17 protein-coding genes are annotated in these 20,122 nt (G+C 49.8%); 7 read left to right on the top strand and 10 right to left on the bottom strand.

Features of this window, described 5'->3' with window-relative positions:
* Positions 1-32 precede the first annotated feature (32 nt).
* Entirely contained in the window at positions 33-368 is a 336-nt protein-coding gene (locus tag SFSGTM_RS00260) for a YraN family protein (protein ID WP_162083408.1), read from the bottom strand.
* Positions 365-733 (bottom strand): hypothetical protein, encoded by a 369-nt coding sequence (locus tag SFSGTM_RS00255; RefSeq protein ID WP_162083407.1) that lies wholly within the window; start codon positions 731-733, stop codon positions 365-367. Before SFSGTM_RS00255 ends, SFSGTM_RS00260 begins: the two co-directional genes overlap by 4 nt.
* A gap of 75 nt (positions 734-808) precedes the next feature.
* Here SFSGTM_RS00255 and argS point away from each other — a divergent pair, with 75 nt between their 5' ends.
* The 5 genes from argS to SFSGTM_RS00230 are packed head-to-tail and all read left to right on the top strand — an operon-like array spanning position 809 to position 5,223.
* Positions 809-2,551, top strand: a complete 1,743-nt coding sequence (gene argS, locus SFSGTM_RS00250; RefSeq protein ID WP_162083406.1) for an arginine--tRNA ligase — start codon at positions 809-811, stop codon at positions 2,549-2,551.
* Between the two features lie 8 nt (positions 2,552-2,559).
* Positions 2,560-3,168, top strand: a complete 609-nt coding sequence (locus SFSGTM_RS00245) for an SPOR domain-containing protein (RefSeq protein ID WP_162083405.1) — start codon at positions 2,560-2,562, stop codon at positions 3,166-3,168.
* Between the two features lie 11 nt (positions 3,169-3,179).
* Complete coding sequence (locus SFSGTM_RS00240; RefSeq protein WP_162083404.1) at positions 3,180-3,830, top strand: thiol:disulfide interchange protein DsbA/DsbL; 651 nt, start codon at positions 3,180-3,182, stop codon at positions 3,828-3,830.
* Positions 3,830-4,588: an SDR family oxidoreductase gene (locus tag SFSGTM_RS00235; RefSeq protein WP_162083403.1), complete on the top strand. Its 759-nt coding sequence runs from the start codon at positions 3,830-3,832 to the stop codon at positions 4,586-4,588. Before SFSGTM_RS00240 ends, SFSGTM_RS00235 begins: the two co-directional genes overlap by 1 nt.
* A gap of 17 nt (positions 4,589-4,605) precedes the next feature.
* On the top strand, positions 4,606-5,223 hold the full coding sequence (locus SFSGTM_RS00230; protein WP_162083402.1) for a LuxR C-terminal-related transcriptional regulator: 618 nt from the start codon (positions 4,606-4,608) through the stop codon (positions 5,221-5,223).
* Positions 5,224-5,226: 3 nt separating this feature from the next.
* Here SFSGTM_RS00230 and SFSGTM_RS00225 read toward each other — a convergent pair whose 3' ends face one another.
* Together SFSGTM_RS00225 and SFSGTM_RS00220 are read right to left on the bottom strand one after the other, a co-directional pair.
* Positions 5,227-8,604, bottom strand: a complete 3,378-nt coding sequence (locus SFSGTM_RS00225) for an EAL domain-containing protein (protein ID WP_162083401.1) — start codon at positions 8,602-8,604, stop codon at positions 5,227-5,229.
* Positions 8,601-9,497, bottom strand: coding sequence for a phosphate/phosphite/phosphonate ABC transporter substrate-binding protein (locus SFSGTM_RS00220; RefSeq protein WP_162083400.1), 897 nt, complete (start codon positions 9,495-9,497; stop codon positions 8,601-8,603). Before SFSGTM_RS00220 ends, SFSGTM_RS00225 begins: the two co-directional genes overlap by 4 nt.
* Before the next feature lie 299 nt (positions 9,498-9,796).
* Here SFSGTM_RS00220 and SFSGTM_RS00215 point away from each other — a divergent pair, with 299 nt between their 5' ends.
* Positions 9,797-10,648 carry a diguanylate cyclase domain-containing protein gene (locus SFSGTM_RS00215; RefSeq protein WP_162083399.1) on the top strand — a complete coding sequence of 284 codons (852 nt, stop codon included), beginning with the start codon at positions 9,797-9,799 and terminating at the stop codon, positions 10,646-10,648.
* 41 nt (positions 10,649-10,689) lie between these two features.
* Here SFSGTM_RS00215 and SFSGTM_RS00210 read toward each other — a convergent pair whose 3' ends face one another.
* From SFSGTM_RS00210 to SFSGTM_RS00195, 4 genes are all read right to left on the bottom strand, one after another.
* Positions 10,690-11,592 carry a LysR family transcriptional regulator gene (locus SFSGTM_RS00210; protein WP_162083398.1) on the bottom strand — a complete coding sequence of 301 codons (903 nt, stop codon included), beginning with the start codon at positions 11,590-11,592 and terminating at the stop codon, positions 10,690-10,692.
* Between the two features lie 22 nt (positions 11,593-11,614).
* The gene (locus SFSGTM_RS00205) at positions 11,615-12,706 is read right to left on the bottom strand and encodes an acetate/propionate family kinase (RefSeq protein WP_162083397.1); all 1,092 of its coding nucleotides are present in this window, start codon (positions 12,704-12,706) and stop codon (positions 11,615-11,617) included.
* The gene (locus tag SFSGTM_RS00200) at positions 12,706-15,069 is read right to left on the bottom strand and encodes a phosphoketolase family protein (protein ID WP_162083396.1); all 2,364 of its coding nucleotides are present in this window, start codon (positions 15,067-15,069) and stop codon (positions 12,706-12,708) included. Before SFSGTM_RS00200 ends, SFSGTM_RS00205 begins: the two co-directional genes overlap by 1 nt.
* Positions 15,070-15,170: 101 nt before the next feature.
* Positions 15,171-16,769 carry an NAD(P)/FAD-dependent oxidoreductase gene (locus tag SFSGTM_RS00195; protein WP_162083395.1) on the bottom strand — a complete coding sequence of 533 codons (1,599 nt, stop codon included), beginning with the start codon at positions 16,767-16,769 and terminating at the stop codon, positions 15,171-15,173.
* 117 nt (positions 16,770-16,886) lie between these two features.
* Between SFSGTM_RS00195 and ylqF the strand changes: the two genes are divergently transcribed.
* Positions 16,887-17,807 (top strand): ribosome biogenesis GTPase YlqF, encoded by a 921-nt coding sequence (ylqF, locus tag SFSGTM_RS00190; protein ID WP_162083394.1) that lies wholly within the window; start codon positions 16,887-16,889, stop codon positions 17,805-17,807.
* Between the two features lie 30 nt (positions 17,808-17,837).
* Here the strand turns inward: ylqF and metF are convergent, their stop codons facing one another.
* Together metF and ahcY are read right to left on the bottom strand one after the other, a co-directional pair.
* On the bottom strand, positions 17,838-18,668 hold the full coding sequence (metF, locus tag SFSGTM_RS00185; protein ID WP_162083393.1) for a methylenetetrahydrofolate reductase [NAD(P)H]: 831 nt from the start codon (positions 18,666-18,668) through the stop codon (positions 17,838-17,840).
* Between the two features lie 22 nt (positions 18,669-18,690).
* Positions 18,691-20,109: an adenosylhomocysteinase gene (gene ahcY / locus SFSGTM_RS00180; protein WP_162083392.1), complete on the bottom strand. Its 1,419-nt coding sequence runs from the start codon at positions 20,107-20,109 to the stop codon at positions 18,691-18,693.
* Between the last annotated feature and the right edge of the window lie 13 nt (positions 20,110-20,122).

Here is a 20,122-nt window from a genome sequence, read left to right as displayed (position 1 = left end):
CTGTTTTAGTTAAGCTGCAAATTATACCCGCACTAGGTCTGAAAAGCGTTCTGCACCCAGCGTAGCGCACCGTTTTCTATGAGCACCGCATCAAATCGACATGGCGGAGTGGGGGATACCTGAGTTAAATACATTTGCGCAGCGGCGATAAGCTTTTGCTGTTTACGACCATCGATACTCGCTGCCGCACCGCCAAATTCACGGCTGGCACGGGCGCGAACTTCAACAAACACCAGCGTCTTGCCATCACGCATAATGATATCTATCTCACCCAGACGACATCGGAAATTCCGTGTCACCAATGCCAGCCCTTGTTGCGCCAGATAATCCGCAGCCGCCTGTTCCGCAGCGGCACCGCGCGCTATCATGTCGTCGTCTGCCGCAAGCCTGTGCAAAAATTCTGCATAAAATCGACGATAGATTCAGCAAACTCAGGATCAGGCTGCATCTGATTGATACTGCCATGTACGACCGTCGCGCCATGACGACTGGTAATCGACCATTGAAACGCATTCGGGCAACTAATCAGCGCAAAACGTACCCCGTTCTTGATCGGGCGGCGTTCCATTTCAAATTCACCCCACACGCAACCCACATGCGCGTATGCGCCATCGGTGGTGACATGCTCGACGCTATAAACGTCTGCACACAAAGCAGGTAAATTTGCCAGAGTACACCGCGCCAATAGCTCGGTGACGGGGATTTCAGGGGTCAATGTGCAAGCCCATTCCATGTTAGATTTCTCCTTATCATTGGTAACTACGCCATGCACGGCTATAATAGCGCATCTTTTTCAATTGGTTGCGTCATGTTGAGTCCTTACATAGAGATTAAATCCCACCTAGTCGAATTGTTTACCGCAGCGGTACAACAAGTTTGTCCTGAGCCGACTGATGTCAGTGTAGAAATGGAACGCCCACGTGATGCAGCGCATGGTGATTATGCCTGCAGCATCGCCATGAAACTCGCTAAAACCTTGCGCCGTAACCCACGCGAACTAGCCACGCTGATACATGCGGCATTGCCAGCCTCGGCAATGGTTGCCAAGACCGAAATTGCTGGCGCGGGCTTTATCAACGTCTATCTACATCCCGCAGCACATCAGCAAATTGTGCCGTATGCACTCAGCCTGGGCGCGAATTTTGGCAATAGCCAAATGGGCGCAGGGAAAAAAGTGCAAGTTGAATTCGTCTCTGCCAATCCCACTGGTCCATTGCACGTTGGTCACGGCCGTGGCGCAGCCTATGGCGCCAGCCTGGCCAATGTACTGGCAGCAGCAGGTTACACTGTAGAACGCGAATATTATGTAAACGATGCCGGGCGGCAAATGGATATCCTGACCATTTCTACCTGGATACGCTATTTGACCCTGTGCGGTGAAAATGTCACTTTCCCGGTTAACGCCTACAAGGGCGATTACGTCAATGATATGGCACGCATCATGTTCGACCAGCATGGCACGCGCTACCTGCGCCCTGCTGCCGATGTGTTTGCGAAAGTACCTGACATCGAAACGCTACCTGATGCACACCTCGACGGTCTGATCATTAACGCCAAAGCGCTGCTGGGTGCGGATTATCACTATGTGCATGATTTAGTGCTGACTGAGCAACTCGGTGACGGTCGCAATGATTTGCAAGAATTTGGCGTAGAGTTCGACGAATGGTTTTCTGAACAGTCATTGTATGACTCAGGTGTGGTACAGCGTATCGTTGCCCAGCTCGAAGCGAATGGTCATATTTACGAACAAGACGGTGCGAAATGGTTCCGCTCCACTCATTTTGGCGATGAAAAAGACCGTGTCGTGTTGCGTGATAATGGCCAGTACACTTATTTCGCGTCGGATATTGCTTACCATATCAACAAACTGGAACGCGGCTTCGACATCATGATAGACGTGTGGGGCGCAGACCACCACGGCTACATTCCTCGGGTAAAAGGCGCACTACAAGCACTGAATCTGGATCCGGACAAGCTAGTTGTCGCGCTGGTGCAATTCGCCATCCTTTATCGTGACGGCAAAAAAGCGTCGATGTCGACGCGCTCTGGCGAATTTGTCACCTTGCGTGAATTGCGCAAGGAAGTCGGCAATGATGCGGCGCGTTTCTTCTATGTATTGCGCAAATCCGATCAGCATCTTGATTTCGATCTGGACTTGGCTAAATCCCAGACCAGCGATAATCCTGTGTATTACATCCAGTATGCCCATGCGCGTATCTGCAGCGTGCTAACACAGTGGGGCGGTGATGCCAACGCACTGGCAAATATAGACTGCAGCGTACTCACCACGCGCTCCGAGCTTGAGCTCATGCAGCAATTGGCGTCTTACCCTGCGGTACTGGAAATGGCTGCACGCGACCTCGCGCCGCATGCTATCGCTTACGCCCTCAAAGATATCGCCGCTGCGTTGCATGGTTACTACAATGCAGAGCAATTCCTGGTTGAGGATGAAGCACTGCGTCACGCCCGTATGGCATTGATTACGGCAACACGCTTTGTATTGCAACGTGGTTTAGCATTGTTGGGCGTAACCAGCCCGACACAAATGTAGGAGACAACATGGCACGCGATTACAAATCCCGCACTAACGAACGCAAATCCAGCGACCGCCGATCAGGCGGCTCATCAGTCTGGTCTGGAATACTGATAGGCCTGGCAGTAGGCTTGATTGCTGCTGTCGCCGTCGCATACTGGGTAGGGCGCAGCAACCCATTTGATGCGCGTGAAAAAGCGACTGCAGCCAAAGCCGTTGATGAACAAGCACATGATAAAAAGGCCACGGGCACCGTTATTGACCCGCTCGCCAAAGCCACGAATACGCCGGACAAGCCAGAATTTGATTTTTATAAAATATTGCCTGGCAAAGATAATCCTGCACCCAATGCAGACACAGCTAAAACTGTCGCCCCTGATACGCTATATTTCGTCCAGGCAGGTGCATTTCCTAACCCTGAAGATGCCGACAATCTTAAAGCACGCCTGGCGCTCATGGGTTTTGAAGCTTCCATACAAGCCACTGAAATCCCTGACAAAGGGACTTGGCATCGCGTTCGCTTAGGCCCTTACAAACTTGATGAAGCGAATAAAACCCACGATGCGCTGGAACAAAACAAAATAACTGCCAGTCTCATCAAGATCCCTGCAAAAGCTGGGACTAAGACTAACTAAACGGAGTTGATATGTTGTTACGTAAAATCATTAGCGCCAGCCTTCTCACTTTCGCAGCCTTCATGCCGTTATCCAGCCATGCAGCTGCTGTTGAAGGTAAAGATTACCAGGTGTTGAGCGCCCCTATGGGCACTGACAGCGACAAAAAAGTCGAAGTTGCTGAATTCTTCTGGTATAGCTGCCCGCATTGTTTTCACCTGGAGCCTGGTCTGAATAAATGGCTGAAAACCATGCCTAAAGACACCAGCTTCCGCCGCATTCCAGCCGTCTTGCGCGATAGCTGGGTACCGCTGGCAAAAGCTTATTACGCTATGGAAGCGATGGGCGTCGTCAATAAATATCATGACGCACTGTTCAATGCCATCCACATGGATAACATGATCATAGAAAAAGACAGTGATTTATACGACTGGGCAGGCAAGGTGGGGATGAACAAACAAGCCTTTATCAACGCTTACCAATCATTCAGCGTACAAAGCAAAGTATTGCGCGCCAATCAGCTTATCCGCGATGCGCAAATCACTGGCGTGCCATCATTTGTGATTGATGGCAAATATGTCACTTCCGAATCCATGACGGGTAGTGAAGCCGCTTTGTTCAGCACGATTAACGAACTTATCGTTAAAGCCCGTAAAGAGCATAGCAAATCCAGCAAAAAGTAATGCGCGTATTCATCACCGGTGCAAGTAGCGGCCTGGGTGCCGCACTTGCCCACCATTATGCAGCGCTCGGCGCAACATTAGGTCTGGTAGCACGACGCGCAGATGCTCTACTCACCTTATCTAACCAATTCCCCAGTGCAATAACTTACCCATTAGACGTATGCGACAGGGCAGCCATGCAAGCCGCCGCTGATGACTTTATCTCACGTTTTGGCGTGCCAGACATCGTCATTGCCGCCGCAGGTATTAGCGTCGGCACACTCACCGAACACAGTGACGACCTTGCGGTATTTCAGGCCGTCATGAACACCAACGTACTGGGTACTGTCACCACATTTCAGCCATTTATTACCGCCATGCGCAATCAAGGCCATGGCAGCCTGGTCGGCATTGCCAGCGTTGCAGGCATACGTGGATTGCCTGGAGGTAGCGCTTACTCCGCTTCCAAGTCAGCATTGATAACCTACCTGGAGTCATTGCGGGTTGAATTACAAGCGAGTGGCATATCCGTGACTACCATTAGTCCAGGCTATATCGTCACGCCCATGACCGCAGTCAATCCTTATGCCATGCCGTTCATCATGACGGCCGATGTTGCCGCAGCCAAAATTGCCCGAGTCATCCGCCAGCGCCGTGCCTATGCTACGCTACCCTGGCAAATGGCTATCGTCGCAAAAGTACTGCACGTCCTGCCCAGACCGTTGTATGATAGATTATTCAAGCATGCGCCGCATAAGCCGCGCCAATTGCCGTTATAACTATCACGAGAAAAAACATGACTATCAGCATCATACTCATCGACGACCATCCACTCACCCGACTAGGCACCGCGCGCCTGCTCGAGCATACTGAAGGCATGCATATTACCCAGCAATGTGCTGATCTGGCTTCGGTACGCGAATGGCTTAGTTCAGGTGGCCGTGCTGATATCGCGCTGCTTGATCGCGGCCTGCCCGACGGTGATGGGCTGGACTTAATTGACAGCTTCAAACGTGCCAACATCCGCGTTATCATGTTTACCAGTGCACACACCGACGATGACATTGCCGAAGCCATCAACCACGGCGTCGAAGGCTACCTGCTCAAAACCACCGAACCCGAACAACTCATCCATGCCATACACTCGGTAGCGCAAGGCAACAGCATGTTACCCACACATATCATGCAAAAGCTTGCCCGTGGTGAATTGCTGCAGGATGTCTTAAGCAAGCTCTCTAACCGTGAGCGTGAGATAGTCGATCTGGTCGCGCAAGGCCTGCCCAACAAAACTATTAGTACGCGCCTGAACCTGTCGGAAAACACCGTACGCAACCATCTCTCCAACATCATGCAAAAACTGGGTATGAAAAACCGTGTTCAAGTAGCAACCTTGGCATTGAAAAACGAGAAATAATTTTTAGAAAGAGCGTTTGTTATCCTGCGCCTCGCGCACGAATGACTCAAATTGCTCGGCAGGCAAAGGTTTGCTGAAATAATAACCCTGTATTTCATCACAGCCTTGTTCCTGTAAAAATGCGAGCTGACCACCGGTCTCCACACCTTCAGCAATCGTCTGCATACCCAGACTGCTTGCCAGGCTGATAATAGCGCTGACGATGGCTCTATCTTCCGAATCTTCAACGATGTTGCGCACAAAAGACTGGTCTATTTTGAGCTTATAGACCTTAAAACGCTTCAGATAACTCAGTGACGAATAACCCGTGCCGAAGTCATCTATCGACATACGGATACCACGACCGTGCAAATCATTCATTATCGCCATAGCGCCTTCTGGATCATCCATGGCAACACCTTCCGTCAATTCCAGTTCCAGATATTGTGCTGGCACCTGAATTTCATCAAGCATCTGCGTTACCAGGTCGGGTAAATTGTGATGGCGGAACTGTATGGCAGAAAGATTAACCGCAACGACCATAGGAGGCAAACCAGCATCCATCCATATCTTCAACTGGCTCATCGCAGTACGCAGCACCCATTCACCAATAGAGAGTATCAAACCGCTATTTTCTGCTATGGGAATAAACTCAGCGGGTGAAACCGCCCCAAACTCAGGATGCTGCCAACGCAGGAGCGCTTCTGCGCCGAGTATACGACCATCCTCCAACGCAACCTGAGGCTGGTAATAAACCTGTAATTGCTTGCGTTCTAAGGCTCGCCGCAGCTCATTTTCCAGTTGCAGATTACGAACCGAGCGTGCCTGCATTTCTGGCGTATAAAAACTGTAACCATTACGTCCTTCCTGCTTGGCACGGTACATGGCAACATCGGCGCTCTGCGAAAGTGCCGCAAAACTTTCACCATCATTAGGGTAGATGGCGATACCGATAGAGGCCGTCACAACCAGTTCATGGTTTTCAATCTGACAAACTTGAGCAACTGCCGACAGCAGTTTCTCCGCTACATGAGCCGCGCCATTCACATTCACATCCGGCAGCAACAGTATGAATTCATCACCCCCCTGACGCGAGACCGTATCTTGATCGCGAACCACAGATTGCAGGCGTTTTGCCATCTCAATCAGCAACTCATCGCCAATGAGGTGCCCTAAGGTATCATTAATATTCTTAAAGTGATCCAGATCCAGAAATAGCACTGCCAGCTGAGTTTCTGCGCGCTGCGCCACGCTAATAGCATAATCAATGCGTTCAGTGAATAACGCCCTATTTGGCAACCCAGTCAGCACATCGAAATGTGCCAGCCATTGGATGCGCTCTTCGGCTGCCTTACGTGCAGTAATGTCCTGATTAACAACAATGGCACCCGTTCTGCGCCCGTCGCTATCTGTCATCGGCAATGCAGAATTGAGGATGAATTTGTGCGTGCTATCGAAGCATTCTATTTCAACCTCATCTTCAATAGATGTTTCACCTTTTTCTATGGCACGAGCTGCTCCCCACTCATGCGCTTCTATCAGCTTGCCGCTGGATACCCACCAGCCTTTATATACCCCGAACTGTTCTATACCCACATAATGCGCTCCTGCCCAGATCTTTTGCCCCTCAGGATTCCCAAATATGATTTCGCCTTTTTCGTTCATAATCCAGACGCCTACAGGTAAGATTTCCAGGCTGGATTTCAATAACTGCTCGTTATTTTTCAGTGCTTCGTTTGCCTGTTGGCGATCGGCTTCACGTGCTAAATTATCTAGTGCATAAGAAATATCACCCGTCATTTCAACCAGCAACCTGCGCACATCCTCATCAAAAGCATTTAGTTCACTGGCATATATGGTAAAGGCGCCAATAACTTTGCCATCCTGGGTCAAAGGTAATGAGGCTGAAGCATTAATCCCCAGATGCGCTCCGCGCTCGTGCCAACTCGCAGTAGCTGGATCATGCTGAAAGTCCTGACACCAATAGGCCTGCTTTTCGCGTATGGCTATCCCCGTCGGACCTTGTCCTAGTGGACTATCTGCGTCGATGGAGACCTTAATTTCATTCAGATACTCATTCGCACCAATACCAAAACTGGCTACTGGATGAACCATCTGGCTATCATGGTCAACAAGGCCGATCCATGCCAGTCTCAGCCCGGCAAATTGCACAGCCACCTGGCAAATTTGCAAAAACAACTCATCTTTATTAGCACAGTGCACAATAGCCTGATTACCTTGACTCAAAGCAGCATAGAACCGGGACAACCGCTGAATTTTTATTTCATTTTCCTTGCGTTCAGTGATGTCGCGGCTGGTTCCAACCAGCCCCAGCACCTTACCATCTGTACCACGATAAGCGATTTTCAGCGTTTCCAGTAATACCTTATGCCCGTCCGAATACGTCACCCACTCTTCATTTCTGACAGCATGTCCACTTTTCATCATAAGCTGATCTTTATCGTGGAAAAATTCCGCCGTCTCATGATCAAAAAAATCAAAATCAGTCTGACCAATTAACTGATTTTCTGGTCGCCCCGCAAATAGCTCGAAGGCTTTATTACAACCAAGATAAACACCATTTATATCTTTGAAGAAAATCAGATCCGGCGTCGCATCGATAACGCCCCGTAACAATGCCTTTTCATGTGCGATTGTATCCAACATGTGATTAAAATCACGTGCCAGCACACCCACTTCGTTCTCATTTAAAATACTGGCACGCGCTTCCTTATCGCCGCGACTCACTTCGCTGGTAACGGCCATGAGGTGATTTAACTCCCTTAACAAACCACGTGTCAGCATCCACGCGACGAATATAACCAGCAGCACCGCCATCAGCGCAAAACTCAGCCACACCTGAGTTAAGTGACTTAATGCCTTATTCTCGGATTCACGTGTTAGCTCGACCCGCACCCATCCGATATGATGGTTACTTACCATCACTGGCACTGCAACGTCGAGCATATTGGGCCGATCTACCAACACCTGCATTTGTGGATGAGATTTCAACAAAGCAAGGCTGATGGTATCGTTTACATACAGATTAATTTCGTTGATTTGTGTAGAGGCGAGCACCTGACCTTCGCGCGTCAGAATAAAGGCACGTTTCAAATCAGGCGTACCAGACACGTCCCCCACGACCTCTTGCAGTCCCGCCAGATCGCGCGCCAATACCCAGGAAGAACTGCTTCTGGCCAGCGCACGGGCCAACGCTGTGGCACTTGACATCTCCTCTTTATACAGTGCATCGCGTTGCAGACCATGCTGAATATATCCGGCAACAAGGATAAAAATCAGCGAAGTAATGCTAAATCCCAGCATTAGCTGTCGACGTATGGACTGTTGCCAATAAGCGTGAATCGCTTCAGGTATCCAGCGAACGAAGGGTGGGGTATTCATTGTTCAACTTGGCGTACGCTATTGGAAAACACAACAAGAAAATTACGCACGGGAGCATAAGTTGCATTGGTGGCAGGTTCGAAATTAGAGATGGGTATCCGCGCAAGCATTTTTCTACCCTGCACACTATTATTTAATCCAAACAATGCAGTTGCAAATTGACTGGTCAACGCCGCCGGCACATCCTGACGCACTACCCAAGCATTGTTGGGCAAAGACCCAGTCTGCCATTTTACTTCAAGCTGACTGGCCTGATTAGCATGCTCGGCACTATATTCCAACCATGGCACCATCCAGGTACCTCCAGCAGCTGCATGACCTCGATATACATTCATAATGGCTGACTCTTGCGAACCAACGTAAACGTTTTCGATGTCATGGTTTACATCTATACCGTGAGTATGCAAGTAATACTGGGGCATCATACTCCCCGCCAACGCCGTAGGTGATGGATATGCAACCTTTCCACCTTTAAGGTCGTTCATCGTACGTATGCCACTGTCTTTACGTACAAGTATGACACCACGAAAATTATTATCGTCACCCATTTTACCAAATACATGGTATCCATGTTTGAGGGATAAGACCGTTTGATAGGGATTAGGCATCGCAAAATCAAAGTGTCCACTGTAGAGCTTTTTTTCAAAGTCCTCATAATTCCGCGAAGCTTCGATTCTGAAATGTACGTTAGGCATAGTAGCGTTGATATACTCCAGTATCGGTCCATACATCTCCATCAAACGCCGAGGGTTGTGCAAAGGGTGTATACCGACTACATATGCTTTGATATTTGTTGGAGCTTTAGTGCTAAAACTAGGCTCATAAACTGCCTTATGCGTTTTACCGCAGCCCGCCAATAACAGCACTAAAATCAATAATCCCCAGTATCTCATTAGCTTTACTCCTGACTAAAAGGGTAAATATGAATATGCAGTGTAAATTACTCACCCCTGCTGTATTTTCCACTTTTAGTATTAACCTGACCTTGGTACACAATACCCATAAATCCTATCCTGCAACAGCAGCCGCATCGAAACTGCCTATCCAAGTATTTAAACATAAGAAATAATGTTTACTAGTAGTGCAAAATTCAGGTCAAATCATGCTAACTCAATAACCTGTCCATAGCTAGGGATATTCCAATTTGTTGGTTATAATATCCAGATAATTCAATACTATCCGATGCTTACTAATGGAAATCACACCTCAAAGAATACTCGTTATCGGTGCAGGACTGGGTGGAACAGCGATGCTGGAAATCTTTATTGATGACCCATTAGTTGAGATAGTCGGTATTGTTGATGCCAACCAGCAGGCACCTGCGTTGCAAATTGCCAAGCGCGCAAATATTAATATTTTTGCTAATATCACCGAAGCAATTGAAGCTAGTCGTCCTTGCCTTGCATTCAATCTCACCGGTAATGACAACGTCACTTCAGAAGCCGCTGCGCTGTTAGGAATGAGTAGTGTAGTTGGGGGATTTCAAGCCCGATTCATCTGGAATTTGCTCACTCGCTTGAAGAAAAGCAATGAACAAATCACCAATCTTGCTTACCACGACAGCCTCACCGGACTGCCTAATCGCATTCTGTTTTATGATCGGCTCAATCAGGCAATAGCACGGGCGCGCCGGGAAGAGCGCTCCATCGCGACGCTTTATCTTGATCTTGATGGCTTTAAACTAATCAATGATAGCCTAGGGCACAATGCTGGCGACGCGCTCTTATGCGAAGCAGCCAGACGCATCGTGAGCTGTGTGCGTGACTCTGACACCGTGGCGAGAATTGGCGGTGATGAGTTTGCAATGGTCATTTGCAATCTCCAAACACCTGATGCCATAGACCAAGTCGCCAAGAAAATCATAGATGCCATCAGCCAGCCATTTACTATTAATGGAAAAAGCTGCTCTGTCAGTGCAAGTATTGGTGTCGCCATTTACCCGACGCACGGAAAAACAGCTGAGCAACTCATTAAAATTGCTGATGCGGCGATGTATTTGGCAAAACATAATGGCAAAAACTGTTACCGCACCGCCATCAGTTAATCTGAATTCCATCTGGCACGCTTCTGAGCACGGCTGAACAATCAGGGTTGTACACTCGCCCCTTGCGCCAGCAGAAACTGCTTGAACGCCAATGCCGCTGTCGACAGGCGCTTATCTTGTCTATGCACAACAAACCAGTGGCGGCGAATGGGGAAGTCAACAATATCCAAGGTAATCAAACGCTGCGTTTGCAGCTCCAGGGCAACAGTATGCAATGACACCACTGCCAGCCCCATCCCCGCTTGCACGGCCTGTTTAATCGCTTCATTGGTATTCATTACCAGCCCCGTACGCGGCTTGATATGATGTTGCTGAAAATAGCGCTCTGACGCGCTACGCGTACCTGAGCCTGCTTCGCGTGCGATCATGGTTTCACCTGCGAGCTTGGATGCCGGTATCTGCGTTTGTCCTTGCAGGGGATGCGTGGGCGGGGCGATGACTACCAGCGGATTTTCCATGAACGACTCGGCGACTAGATCATGGCCTTCTGGCGGCTGTCCCATTACCGCAAGATCCAGACTATTCTGTTCCATTTGCGCCAGCAGTTCAGCACGGTTGGCCACATCCAGATGCACCACAATATCGGGGTGCGCCTGACAAAAATGCGCTAACAACTGCGTAGCAAAATAATTGGCAGTAGAGGCAACGGCGATACGCAGCTCGCCTTTATCCAGCCCCTTCATTTGTGTGAATACCGCTTCCGCTTCATGCAATTGCTCGGCAATAGATTTGCTGTAGTGAAACATCTCGCGCCCAGCTTCGGTCATGAAGATTTTTTTACCGAGCTGTTCAAACAGAGGCAAACCCACACTTTCTTCCAGCAGTTTAACTTGCATAGACACCGCCGGCTGCGACAGATGCAGCTCGCGCGCAGCTTTGGAAAAGCTCAAATTGCGCGCAACGGCTTCAAACACCTGAAGCTGACGAAGGGTGAGATGGAGCATAAGGCAAACAGACTATAAATAACTAAGACGATAAGTTTACCTGATACGACATCAGCGTGCTGACCAGACTGCAAATCATGGATTCCTCGTCAGCAGGTATGATCAATATGGGCTTGCTGCCTGTGGCATGAATTTGCGATTGATGGGTAGCATTGCGCTCGGCCGCCAGCGCCAGCCCCAAAAATGCCAAGGGAGTACAAACTTTGCTGCGCACCAATGCCGCATGCTCACCGATACCTGCCGTGAATACCAGCGCATCAATGCCGCCCGCCTTTGCGGCCAATGCACCAATGGCGCCGCGCACTTGCTGACAGAAATACTCAACTGCAAATTGCGCGGTGTCGGTATCACTGGCAAGCAACTGTGACATATCGCTGGATAAGCCGTCGGATAAGGCGATCAAACCCATGTGGTGATAAATCAAGTCGCTGAGTTGCGCGGTTGTATAACGTTCTGACAACGCCAGCATCACACCCGGATCAAGGTCACCACTGCGCGTACCCATAGGGATGCCACCTGCGGGCGTGTATGCCATGGTGGTATCCACAGATTTGAGATTGTCCAGCATACACAAGCTCGCGCCACTGCCCAGATGCGCAACGACAATTTTGCCTTTCGCCGCATCACCCAATATGGCTGGCAACTGCTGCGCAATGTAAGCGTAATTGATGCCGTGAAAACCATAACGCCGATAACCTAGTTCCTGCGGTATCGGCAAGCGTTGCGCCAAGAGGGGTAAGGTGGCATGAAAAGCTGTATCAAAGCAGGCGACTTGTGGCACGCCAAAATGTTCGAGGCACACATCGACACCAAGTAAATTGCTCGGCAAATGCAATGGCGCGAGCGGAATGATGCTGTCCAGCCTGCTACGCTCAGTCGCGTCTATCAAACGCGCAGCATCAGTAATCGCACCACCATGAACCAGCCTATGCCCAATGACATCTGGTTGCGTTGTACCCAAATCGCGTATCAGCGCGGCAAATGCTTCGTGCTGATCATGCAGCTTGCCTCGCCCTATATGCGGATAATTAAAATCCTGCCGCATCCCGTCAGCAGCGAACAAACTGGCCTTGAGCGATGACGAACCACTGTTAATGACTAAAATAATTGGCATTAATAAGACCACTTCCAGTCACGAATTGCCGGCATATCTTCGCCATACTGCTCGATATATTGCTTATGCTCTATCAGTCGGTCATGCATGGCTTGTTTAATGTGTGCGGCACGGTGTTGCATTTTTGGCACGCGATCCATCACATCGATGACCAGATGGAATCTATCCAGGTCATTGAGCACCACCATGTCAAATGGTGTCGTCGTCGTCCCTTCTTCTTTATAGCCACGCACGTGCAAATTATCGTGATTAGTCCGACGATAGGTCAGGCGATGAATGAGCCAAGGATAACCGTGGTATGCAAAAATGATGGGCTTATCGATAGTAAACAGACTGTCAAAATCTCTATCCGACAAACCATGCGGATGCTCTTCGATAGGCTGCAAGGTCATCAAATCAACCACATTAACCACCCGCACTTTCAGCTCTGGTGCCACTTGCCGCAATATATCCACTGCCGCCAATACTTCCAGCGTCGGCACATCGCCACAGCAACCAAGTACTACGTCAGGCGTATCAGCCTGATCATTACTTGCCCATTCCCAGATACCCGCACCGGCGGTGCAATGCTTGATCGCTGCATCCATAGTCAACCACTGCGGTGCAGGCTGCTTGCCGGCAACAATGACGTTTACGTAGTTACGACTGTTCAGGCAATGGTTGGCTACTGAGAGCAGGGTGTTGGCATCGGGCGGCAAATACACACGGATGATTTCGGATTTCTTGTTTACCACATGGTCGATAAAACCCGGATCTTGGTGAGAAAAACCATTGTGATCCTGCCGCCATACATGCGAAGTGAGCAAGTAATTTAACGAGGCTATCGGCCTGCGCCAAGGGATTTCCTGACTCGTCACTTTCAGCCACTTGGCATGCTGGTTAAACATGGAATCGATGATATGGATAAAGGCTTCATAACAGGAAAAGAATCCATGTCGACCCGTGAGCAAATAGCCTTCCAGCCAGCCCTGACAAGTGTGCTCGGACAATATTTCCATCACTCGGCCATCGGGTGCTAGATGATCATCGGTAACAAGATGCTCTGCCATCCAGCTGCGATCGGTCACTTCAAATAACGCAGACAGCCGATTTGAAGCCGTTTCATCTGGGCCAAATACGCGGAAATTCTCCATGTTATGACGCATGACATCACGCAAATAGGTCCCTAACACGCGCGTCGCTTCACCATCAACCGCCCCCGGTTGCGGCACTGCCACAGCGTAATCGCGGAAATCTGGCAAACGCAGGTCATGCAACAATATGCCGCCATTCGCATGCGGATTCGCACCCATGCGTCGCATACCGACAGGCGCCAGTGCTGCCAGTTCGGGCAGCAATTTACCCTGCTGATCAAATAATTCTTCGGGATGATAATGGCGCATCCACGCATCCAGAATTTGTACGTGCGCAGGCTTGGTTGCCATTTCCGATAAAGGCACCTGATGCGAACGCCATGAACCCTCTGTTGGCAAACCATCGACTTCCTTGGGCCCTGTCCAGCCTTTCGGCGAACGCAAAATAATCATCGGCCACATCGGACGCTCGGTATTCCCATCAACCCTGGCCTGATGCTGTATCTGTTTGATTTCAGCGAGCACGGTATCCATGGTTGCCGCCATCTGTTCGTGCATCAGCGCAGGATTATCACCTTCAACAAAATACGGATGATAGCCATATCCCACAAACAATTGCCGCAACTCCTCATGACTGATACGCGCCAACACTGCAGGGTTGGCAATTTTGTAGCCATTAAGATGCAATATCGGCAACACTACGCCGTCGTTTTTTGGATTCAGAAATTTATTGGAATGCCATGCAGTTGCCAGCGGTCCGGTTTCCGCCTCACCATCTCCGACCACGCAACAGGCGATCAAATCCGGATTATCAAACACCGCGCCATAAGCATGCGATACCGCATAACCTAGTTCACCCCCTTCATGTATGGAGCCTGGTGTTTCAGGTGCAACATGGCTGGGTATGCCTCCCGGAAAAGAGAACTGACGGAACAGATGTTTCATGCCTATCTCATCTTGCGAAATATTTGGATAGAACTCGCTGTAAGTCCCTTCCAGATAAGTATTCGCCACTACTGCAGGACCACCGTGTCCGGGCCCGGCAATGAAGATCATATTCAGATCATCACGGCGTATTACCCGATTCATATGCGCATAAATGAAATTCAACCCCGGCGTCGTTCCCCAATGCCCCAACAAACGCGGCTTAATGTTGGCAAGGGTGATGGGCTGTTTTAATAAGGGGTTATCGAGCAAATAAATTTGCCCAACCGCAAGATAATTGGCTGCACGCCAATAGCGGTTGATGAGATCAAGTTCTGTAGCAGTAAGCGCTTGCGTCATGTCCATCTCCAGATAATGTCATCTTAATTATAGACTGGAAAATGTGACGTTATTGCTATAGTTGCGTTTAACTACCGCTCATTGGCGATGGGCAAGCTCAATGCAGCCTACGACACCATATCCAACGCCAACGCCTCCGCCACTTTAATACCATCTATCGCCGCCGATAAGATACCACCTGCATAACCGGCACCTTCGCCTGTGGGATATAAGCCACGCGTATTCAGGCTTTGATAATCGTCACCGCGTTTAATGCGGATAGGCGAGGAGGTGCGTGTTTCTACACCGGTGAGCACCGCATCATGCATGGCGAAGCCGCGTATCTGTTTATCGAATGCGGGCAGCGCTTCACGCATAGCAGTAATGATATAGTCAGGCAGGGCGGTAGCCAGATCACACATAGTTACGCCCGGCGTATAAGATGGCACAACCTCGCCGAGTTGTGTGGATGGACGTTGCGCCAGGAAGTCACCGACTAACTGCGCAGGGGCGTTGTAGTTGCTACCACCCAGCTCAAACGCCCTACGTTCCCACTGGCGCTGGAATTCCATGCCCGCCAATGGGTGCTCGCCGCAATCTTCCGGGTTGATATTCACCACCATGCCACTGTTGGCGTTACGCTCGTTACGTGAATACTGACTCATGCCATTAGTAACCACATAGCCTTCTTCCGATGCCGCCGCGACCACTGTACCGCCCGGGCACATGCAGAAGCTATACACCGCACGCCCATTGCTGGCGTGGTGAACCAATTTGTAATCTGCCGCGCCCAATTCCGGGTGACCTGCGCTGTCGCCAAAGCGACATTGATCGATAAGGTGTTGCGGATGCTCTATGCGCAAACCGATGGCAAATGGCTTGGCCTCGATATATACGCCACGCTCATTCAACATCTTAAAGGTATCACGCGCGCTGTGTCCGATAGCCAGCACGATGTGATTGCTCATGACACGTTCGCCATCTGCCAGCACTACGCCCTGTATTGCATCACCCTCACGGACAATATCAACGACACGTTGCTGAAAACGAATCTCGCCGCCCAAAGATTCGATAGTCGCACGCATTTTTTCCACCATGCCAACCAGACGGAACGTGCCGATATGCGGCTTGCTGACATAGGCGATCTCCGGCGGCGCACCTGCGATGATGAACTCGTCTATGACTTTACGCCCGTAATGCTTAGGATCTTTAATCTGGCTGTAGAGCTTGCCGTCCGAGAACGTACCCGCACCACCTTCACCAAACTGCACATTGGACTCGGGGTTCAATTTACGTTTGCGCCACAAGCCCCAAGTATCCTGCGTGCGTTCACGTACTGCTTTACCGCGCTCAAGCACAATCGGGCGAAAACCCATTTGCGCCAGTATCAGCGCAGCAAATATGCCTGCGGGGCCAAAACCGATAACCACAGGACGGTGCGCCAAATTCGCAGGTGCGCTGGCAACCTGATGATAGCCTATGTCTGGCGCGATGCTGATATGCTTGTCCTGCTTCAGTTTAGCTAATACCGCCGCTTCATTTTGCACTGCCACATCGACGGTATAAACAAACAGAATCAACGGCCGTTTACGCGCATCCTGACCACGTCTGAATACGGTATAACTCACTAATTTATCAGCCGTGATTTTCAAACGCTGACAAATTGCCGCAGACAAGGCGGATTCTGGATGATCTAAAGGCAGTTTAATTTCGGTAATACGCAGCATAGTGGACAGCGAAGTGAACAACAAAGTGCTATTTTACCGCCGCTGGTGATGCTAACCAAATGATTTTCTTGGTAGCTTTCATGTAAAATAGTCGTTTGAATTAAAGCAGATAACAACATGGCGATACAGTGGTTTCCCGGACACATGACCTCGGCGCGCAAAAAAGCGGCCGAAACCATGGCATTAACCGATATCGTTATCGAAGTGCTGGATGCGCGGCTGCCCGAAGCCAGCAGCAATCCGATGATAGAAGAGCTGCGCGTATTCCGCCAACGCCCGTGTTTGAAGATCTTAAACAAGGCAGACTTGGCTGACCCCGCCACCACCAAAGCCTGGCTGGAATACTACAACAAGCAAAAGGGCGTGAAAGCCGTTGCGCTGTCGTGTAAAAAACCTGCCGATGTCGCCCGCATTCCCGCCATGTGTCTGACCCTAGCCTCACATCGCGGCACGACACTCAAACCTTTACGCATGATGATCATGGGCATCCCCAACGTCGGCAAATCTACACTGATGAATGCACTGCTCAAACGCCGTGTTGCTAAAGTAGGTGATGAGCCAGCGGTAACCAAAAGCCAGCAAAAATTAGAGTTGAACGATCACATGATACTGATCGACACCCCTGGCATGATGTGGCCACGCATCGCACACCAGAGTGACGGCCTGATGCTAGCCGCCAGTCACGCGATAGGACGTAATGCCGTGATTGATGAAGAGGTTGCCACCTTTTTAGCGGAAAACCTGTTGCAGAGCTACGCGCCGCTTATTAAGCTGCGTTATGGATTTGATACAGCTGACAAGGATGCCGTAGCGGTCATCGAAGCCATCGCCGCCAAACGAGGTTATCGACTCAAGGGCGGGGCAGTGGATTTTGAAAAAGCGTGCATGACGTTATTACAAGACTATCGCCTGGGTACTTTAGGGCGTATCAGCCTGGAAACACCCAAGAGCCGTGCAGCGATGTTAGCCTTAGCAAGCGAGACAGTGACGACTTTGGGTACAACCGAGAACGGTGTAGACTCGCTGGGTGAAGATTAAACCAAGTTGGGAGGCCATCTCCCAACTAACTCACAACCCTAATCTACGCCATATCTCCATCGTAGCTGCAGATTGATTCATGGTGTAGAAATGCAAGCCTGGCGCATTGTTAGCGAGCAGTCGCTCACATAACGCAGTCACAACATCCAGTCCGTAAGCACGGATGGAATCGATATCGTCATTGTAAGCTTCCAGTTTTTTACGCATCCAGCGTGGGATTTCTGCGCCACAGGCATCAGAGAAACGCGCGAGCTGGGAGAAATTGCCGATAGGCATGATGCCTGGCACGATAGGTGCTGTAATACCCAGCTTGGCGCAGTCGTCAACAAAGGCAAAATAGGCGTCAGCATTAAAGAAGTACTGGGTAATCGCAGCATTCGCGCCTGCGTCCATTTTGCGCTTGAAGCTCATCAAGTCATCCTGCGCACTTTTAGCTTGTGGATGGACTTCTGGATAAGCGGCAACTTCAATATTAAACCAGTCACCTGTTTCATTGCGGATAAATTCTACTAATTCATTGGCATAGCGAAACTCGCCAGCACTGGCCATGCCCGAAGGCAAATCGCCGCGCAGGGCAACGATATGGCGGATGTTGTTACTTTGATATTCGCCCAATATCGCACGGATATTGTCGCGGGTGGAGCCTATGCATGACAGATGCGGTGCGGCTTCTAGCCCCGCATGCTGAATATCCAGCACTGTTGCCAGAGAGTGGTCACGGGTGGAGCCACCCGCGCCAAATGTCACAGAAAAAAACTTGGGATGCAACGTTGCCAATTGGCTACGCACGTCGCGCAGCTTGTCCATGCCTTCAGGAGTCTTGGGCGGAAAGAACTCGAAACTAAACGTGCGTGCAGTCATGACAATATTCCCTTAGATTAGCTTAATAACGGTAGTGATTTGCTTTGTACGGACCTGTTTTTTCCACACCGATGTAAGCTGCTTGTTGGTCCGACAACTCGGTCAACACTGCATTCAATGTTTTCAATTGCAAACGCGCAACTTTTTCATCCAGATGTTTAGGCAGGGTATAAACGCCCACTGGATAATCTGCTGTACGACTAAACAATTCTATCTGTGCGATAGTCTGGTTAGCAAATGAAGAACTCATGACATACGATGGATGACCTGTACCACAACCCAGGTTTACCAAACGACCCTTGGCCAGCATGATGATACGCTTGCCGTCCGGGAAAATGATATGGTCAACCTGTGGCTTGATTTCTTCCCATTGGTATTTTTCCACGCCGGCAACGTCGATTTCATTGTCAAAGTGGCCGATATTGCAGACGATAGCCTGATTTTTCATTTTCGCCATGTGGTCATGAGTAATGACATGGTAGTTACCTGTCGCGGTAACAAAGATATCCGCTTTATCGCAAGCGTAATCCATAGTCACAACACGGTAACCCTCCATCGCTGCCTGCAGTGCGCAGATAGGATCGATTTCAGTAATCCACACTTGTGCAGACAACGCACGCAATGCTTGAGCTGAGCCTTTACCCACGTCGCCATAACCGGCAACTACAGCAATCTTACCCGCCACCATCACGTCAGTTGCACGTTTGATACCGTCAACCAAAGATTCACGGCAGCCATACAGGTTGTCGAATTTAGATTTAGTAACAGAATCATTAACGTTAATCGCCGGGAATTTCAATTCGCCGCGTTCGTGCATTTGATATAAACGATGTACGCCGGTGGTGGTTTCTTCGGTTACGCCTTTGATGTGCGCAAGACGTACTGAATACCAGGTCGGTGCAACAGCCAATTTGGCTTTAATCGCTGCGTAAAGTACACGCTCTTCTTCGCTGGTTGGGTGTGCCAGCACGCTGATGTCAGTTTCTGCACGAGCACCCAGATGTAGCAATAAAGTCGCATCGCCACCATCATCGAGGATCATGTTGGAATAGCCACCATCCGTCCATTCAAAAATACGGTGGGTGTAATCCCAGTAATCAACCAGTGACTCGCCCTTGACTGCAAATACCGGTGTACCTGTCGCAGCAATCGCAGCAGCAGCGTGATCTTGGGTAGAGAAAATGTTGCATGAAGCCCAACGCACTTCAGCGCCGAGTGCTTGCAGAGTTTCTATCAGCACGCCGGTCTGGATGGTCATGTGCAAGCTACCGGTGATGCGAGCGCCTTTAAGTGGTTTGGTCGCAGCGAATTCTTCACGAATTGCCATCAAGCCTGGCATTTCGATTTCAGCAATGTTCAGTTCCTTACGTCCCCATGAAGCAAGCGACATATCGGCAATTACATAATCAGTGGTATTACAAGTTGAGGTAACGGCATTCATACCGGTCTCCTTT

The sequence above is a fragment of the Sulfuriferula nivalis genome (assembly GCF_009937995.1).
Classification (GTDB): domain Bacteria; phylum Pseudomonadota; class Gammaproteobacteria; order Burkholderiales; family Sulfuriferulaceae; genus Sulfuriferula; species Sulfuriferula nivalis.
Note: the sequence above shows the minus strand (reverse complement) of the source record. Positions and strands in the feature narration are given on the sequence as shown.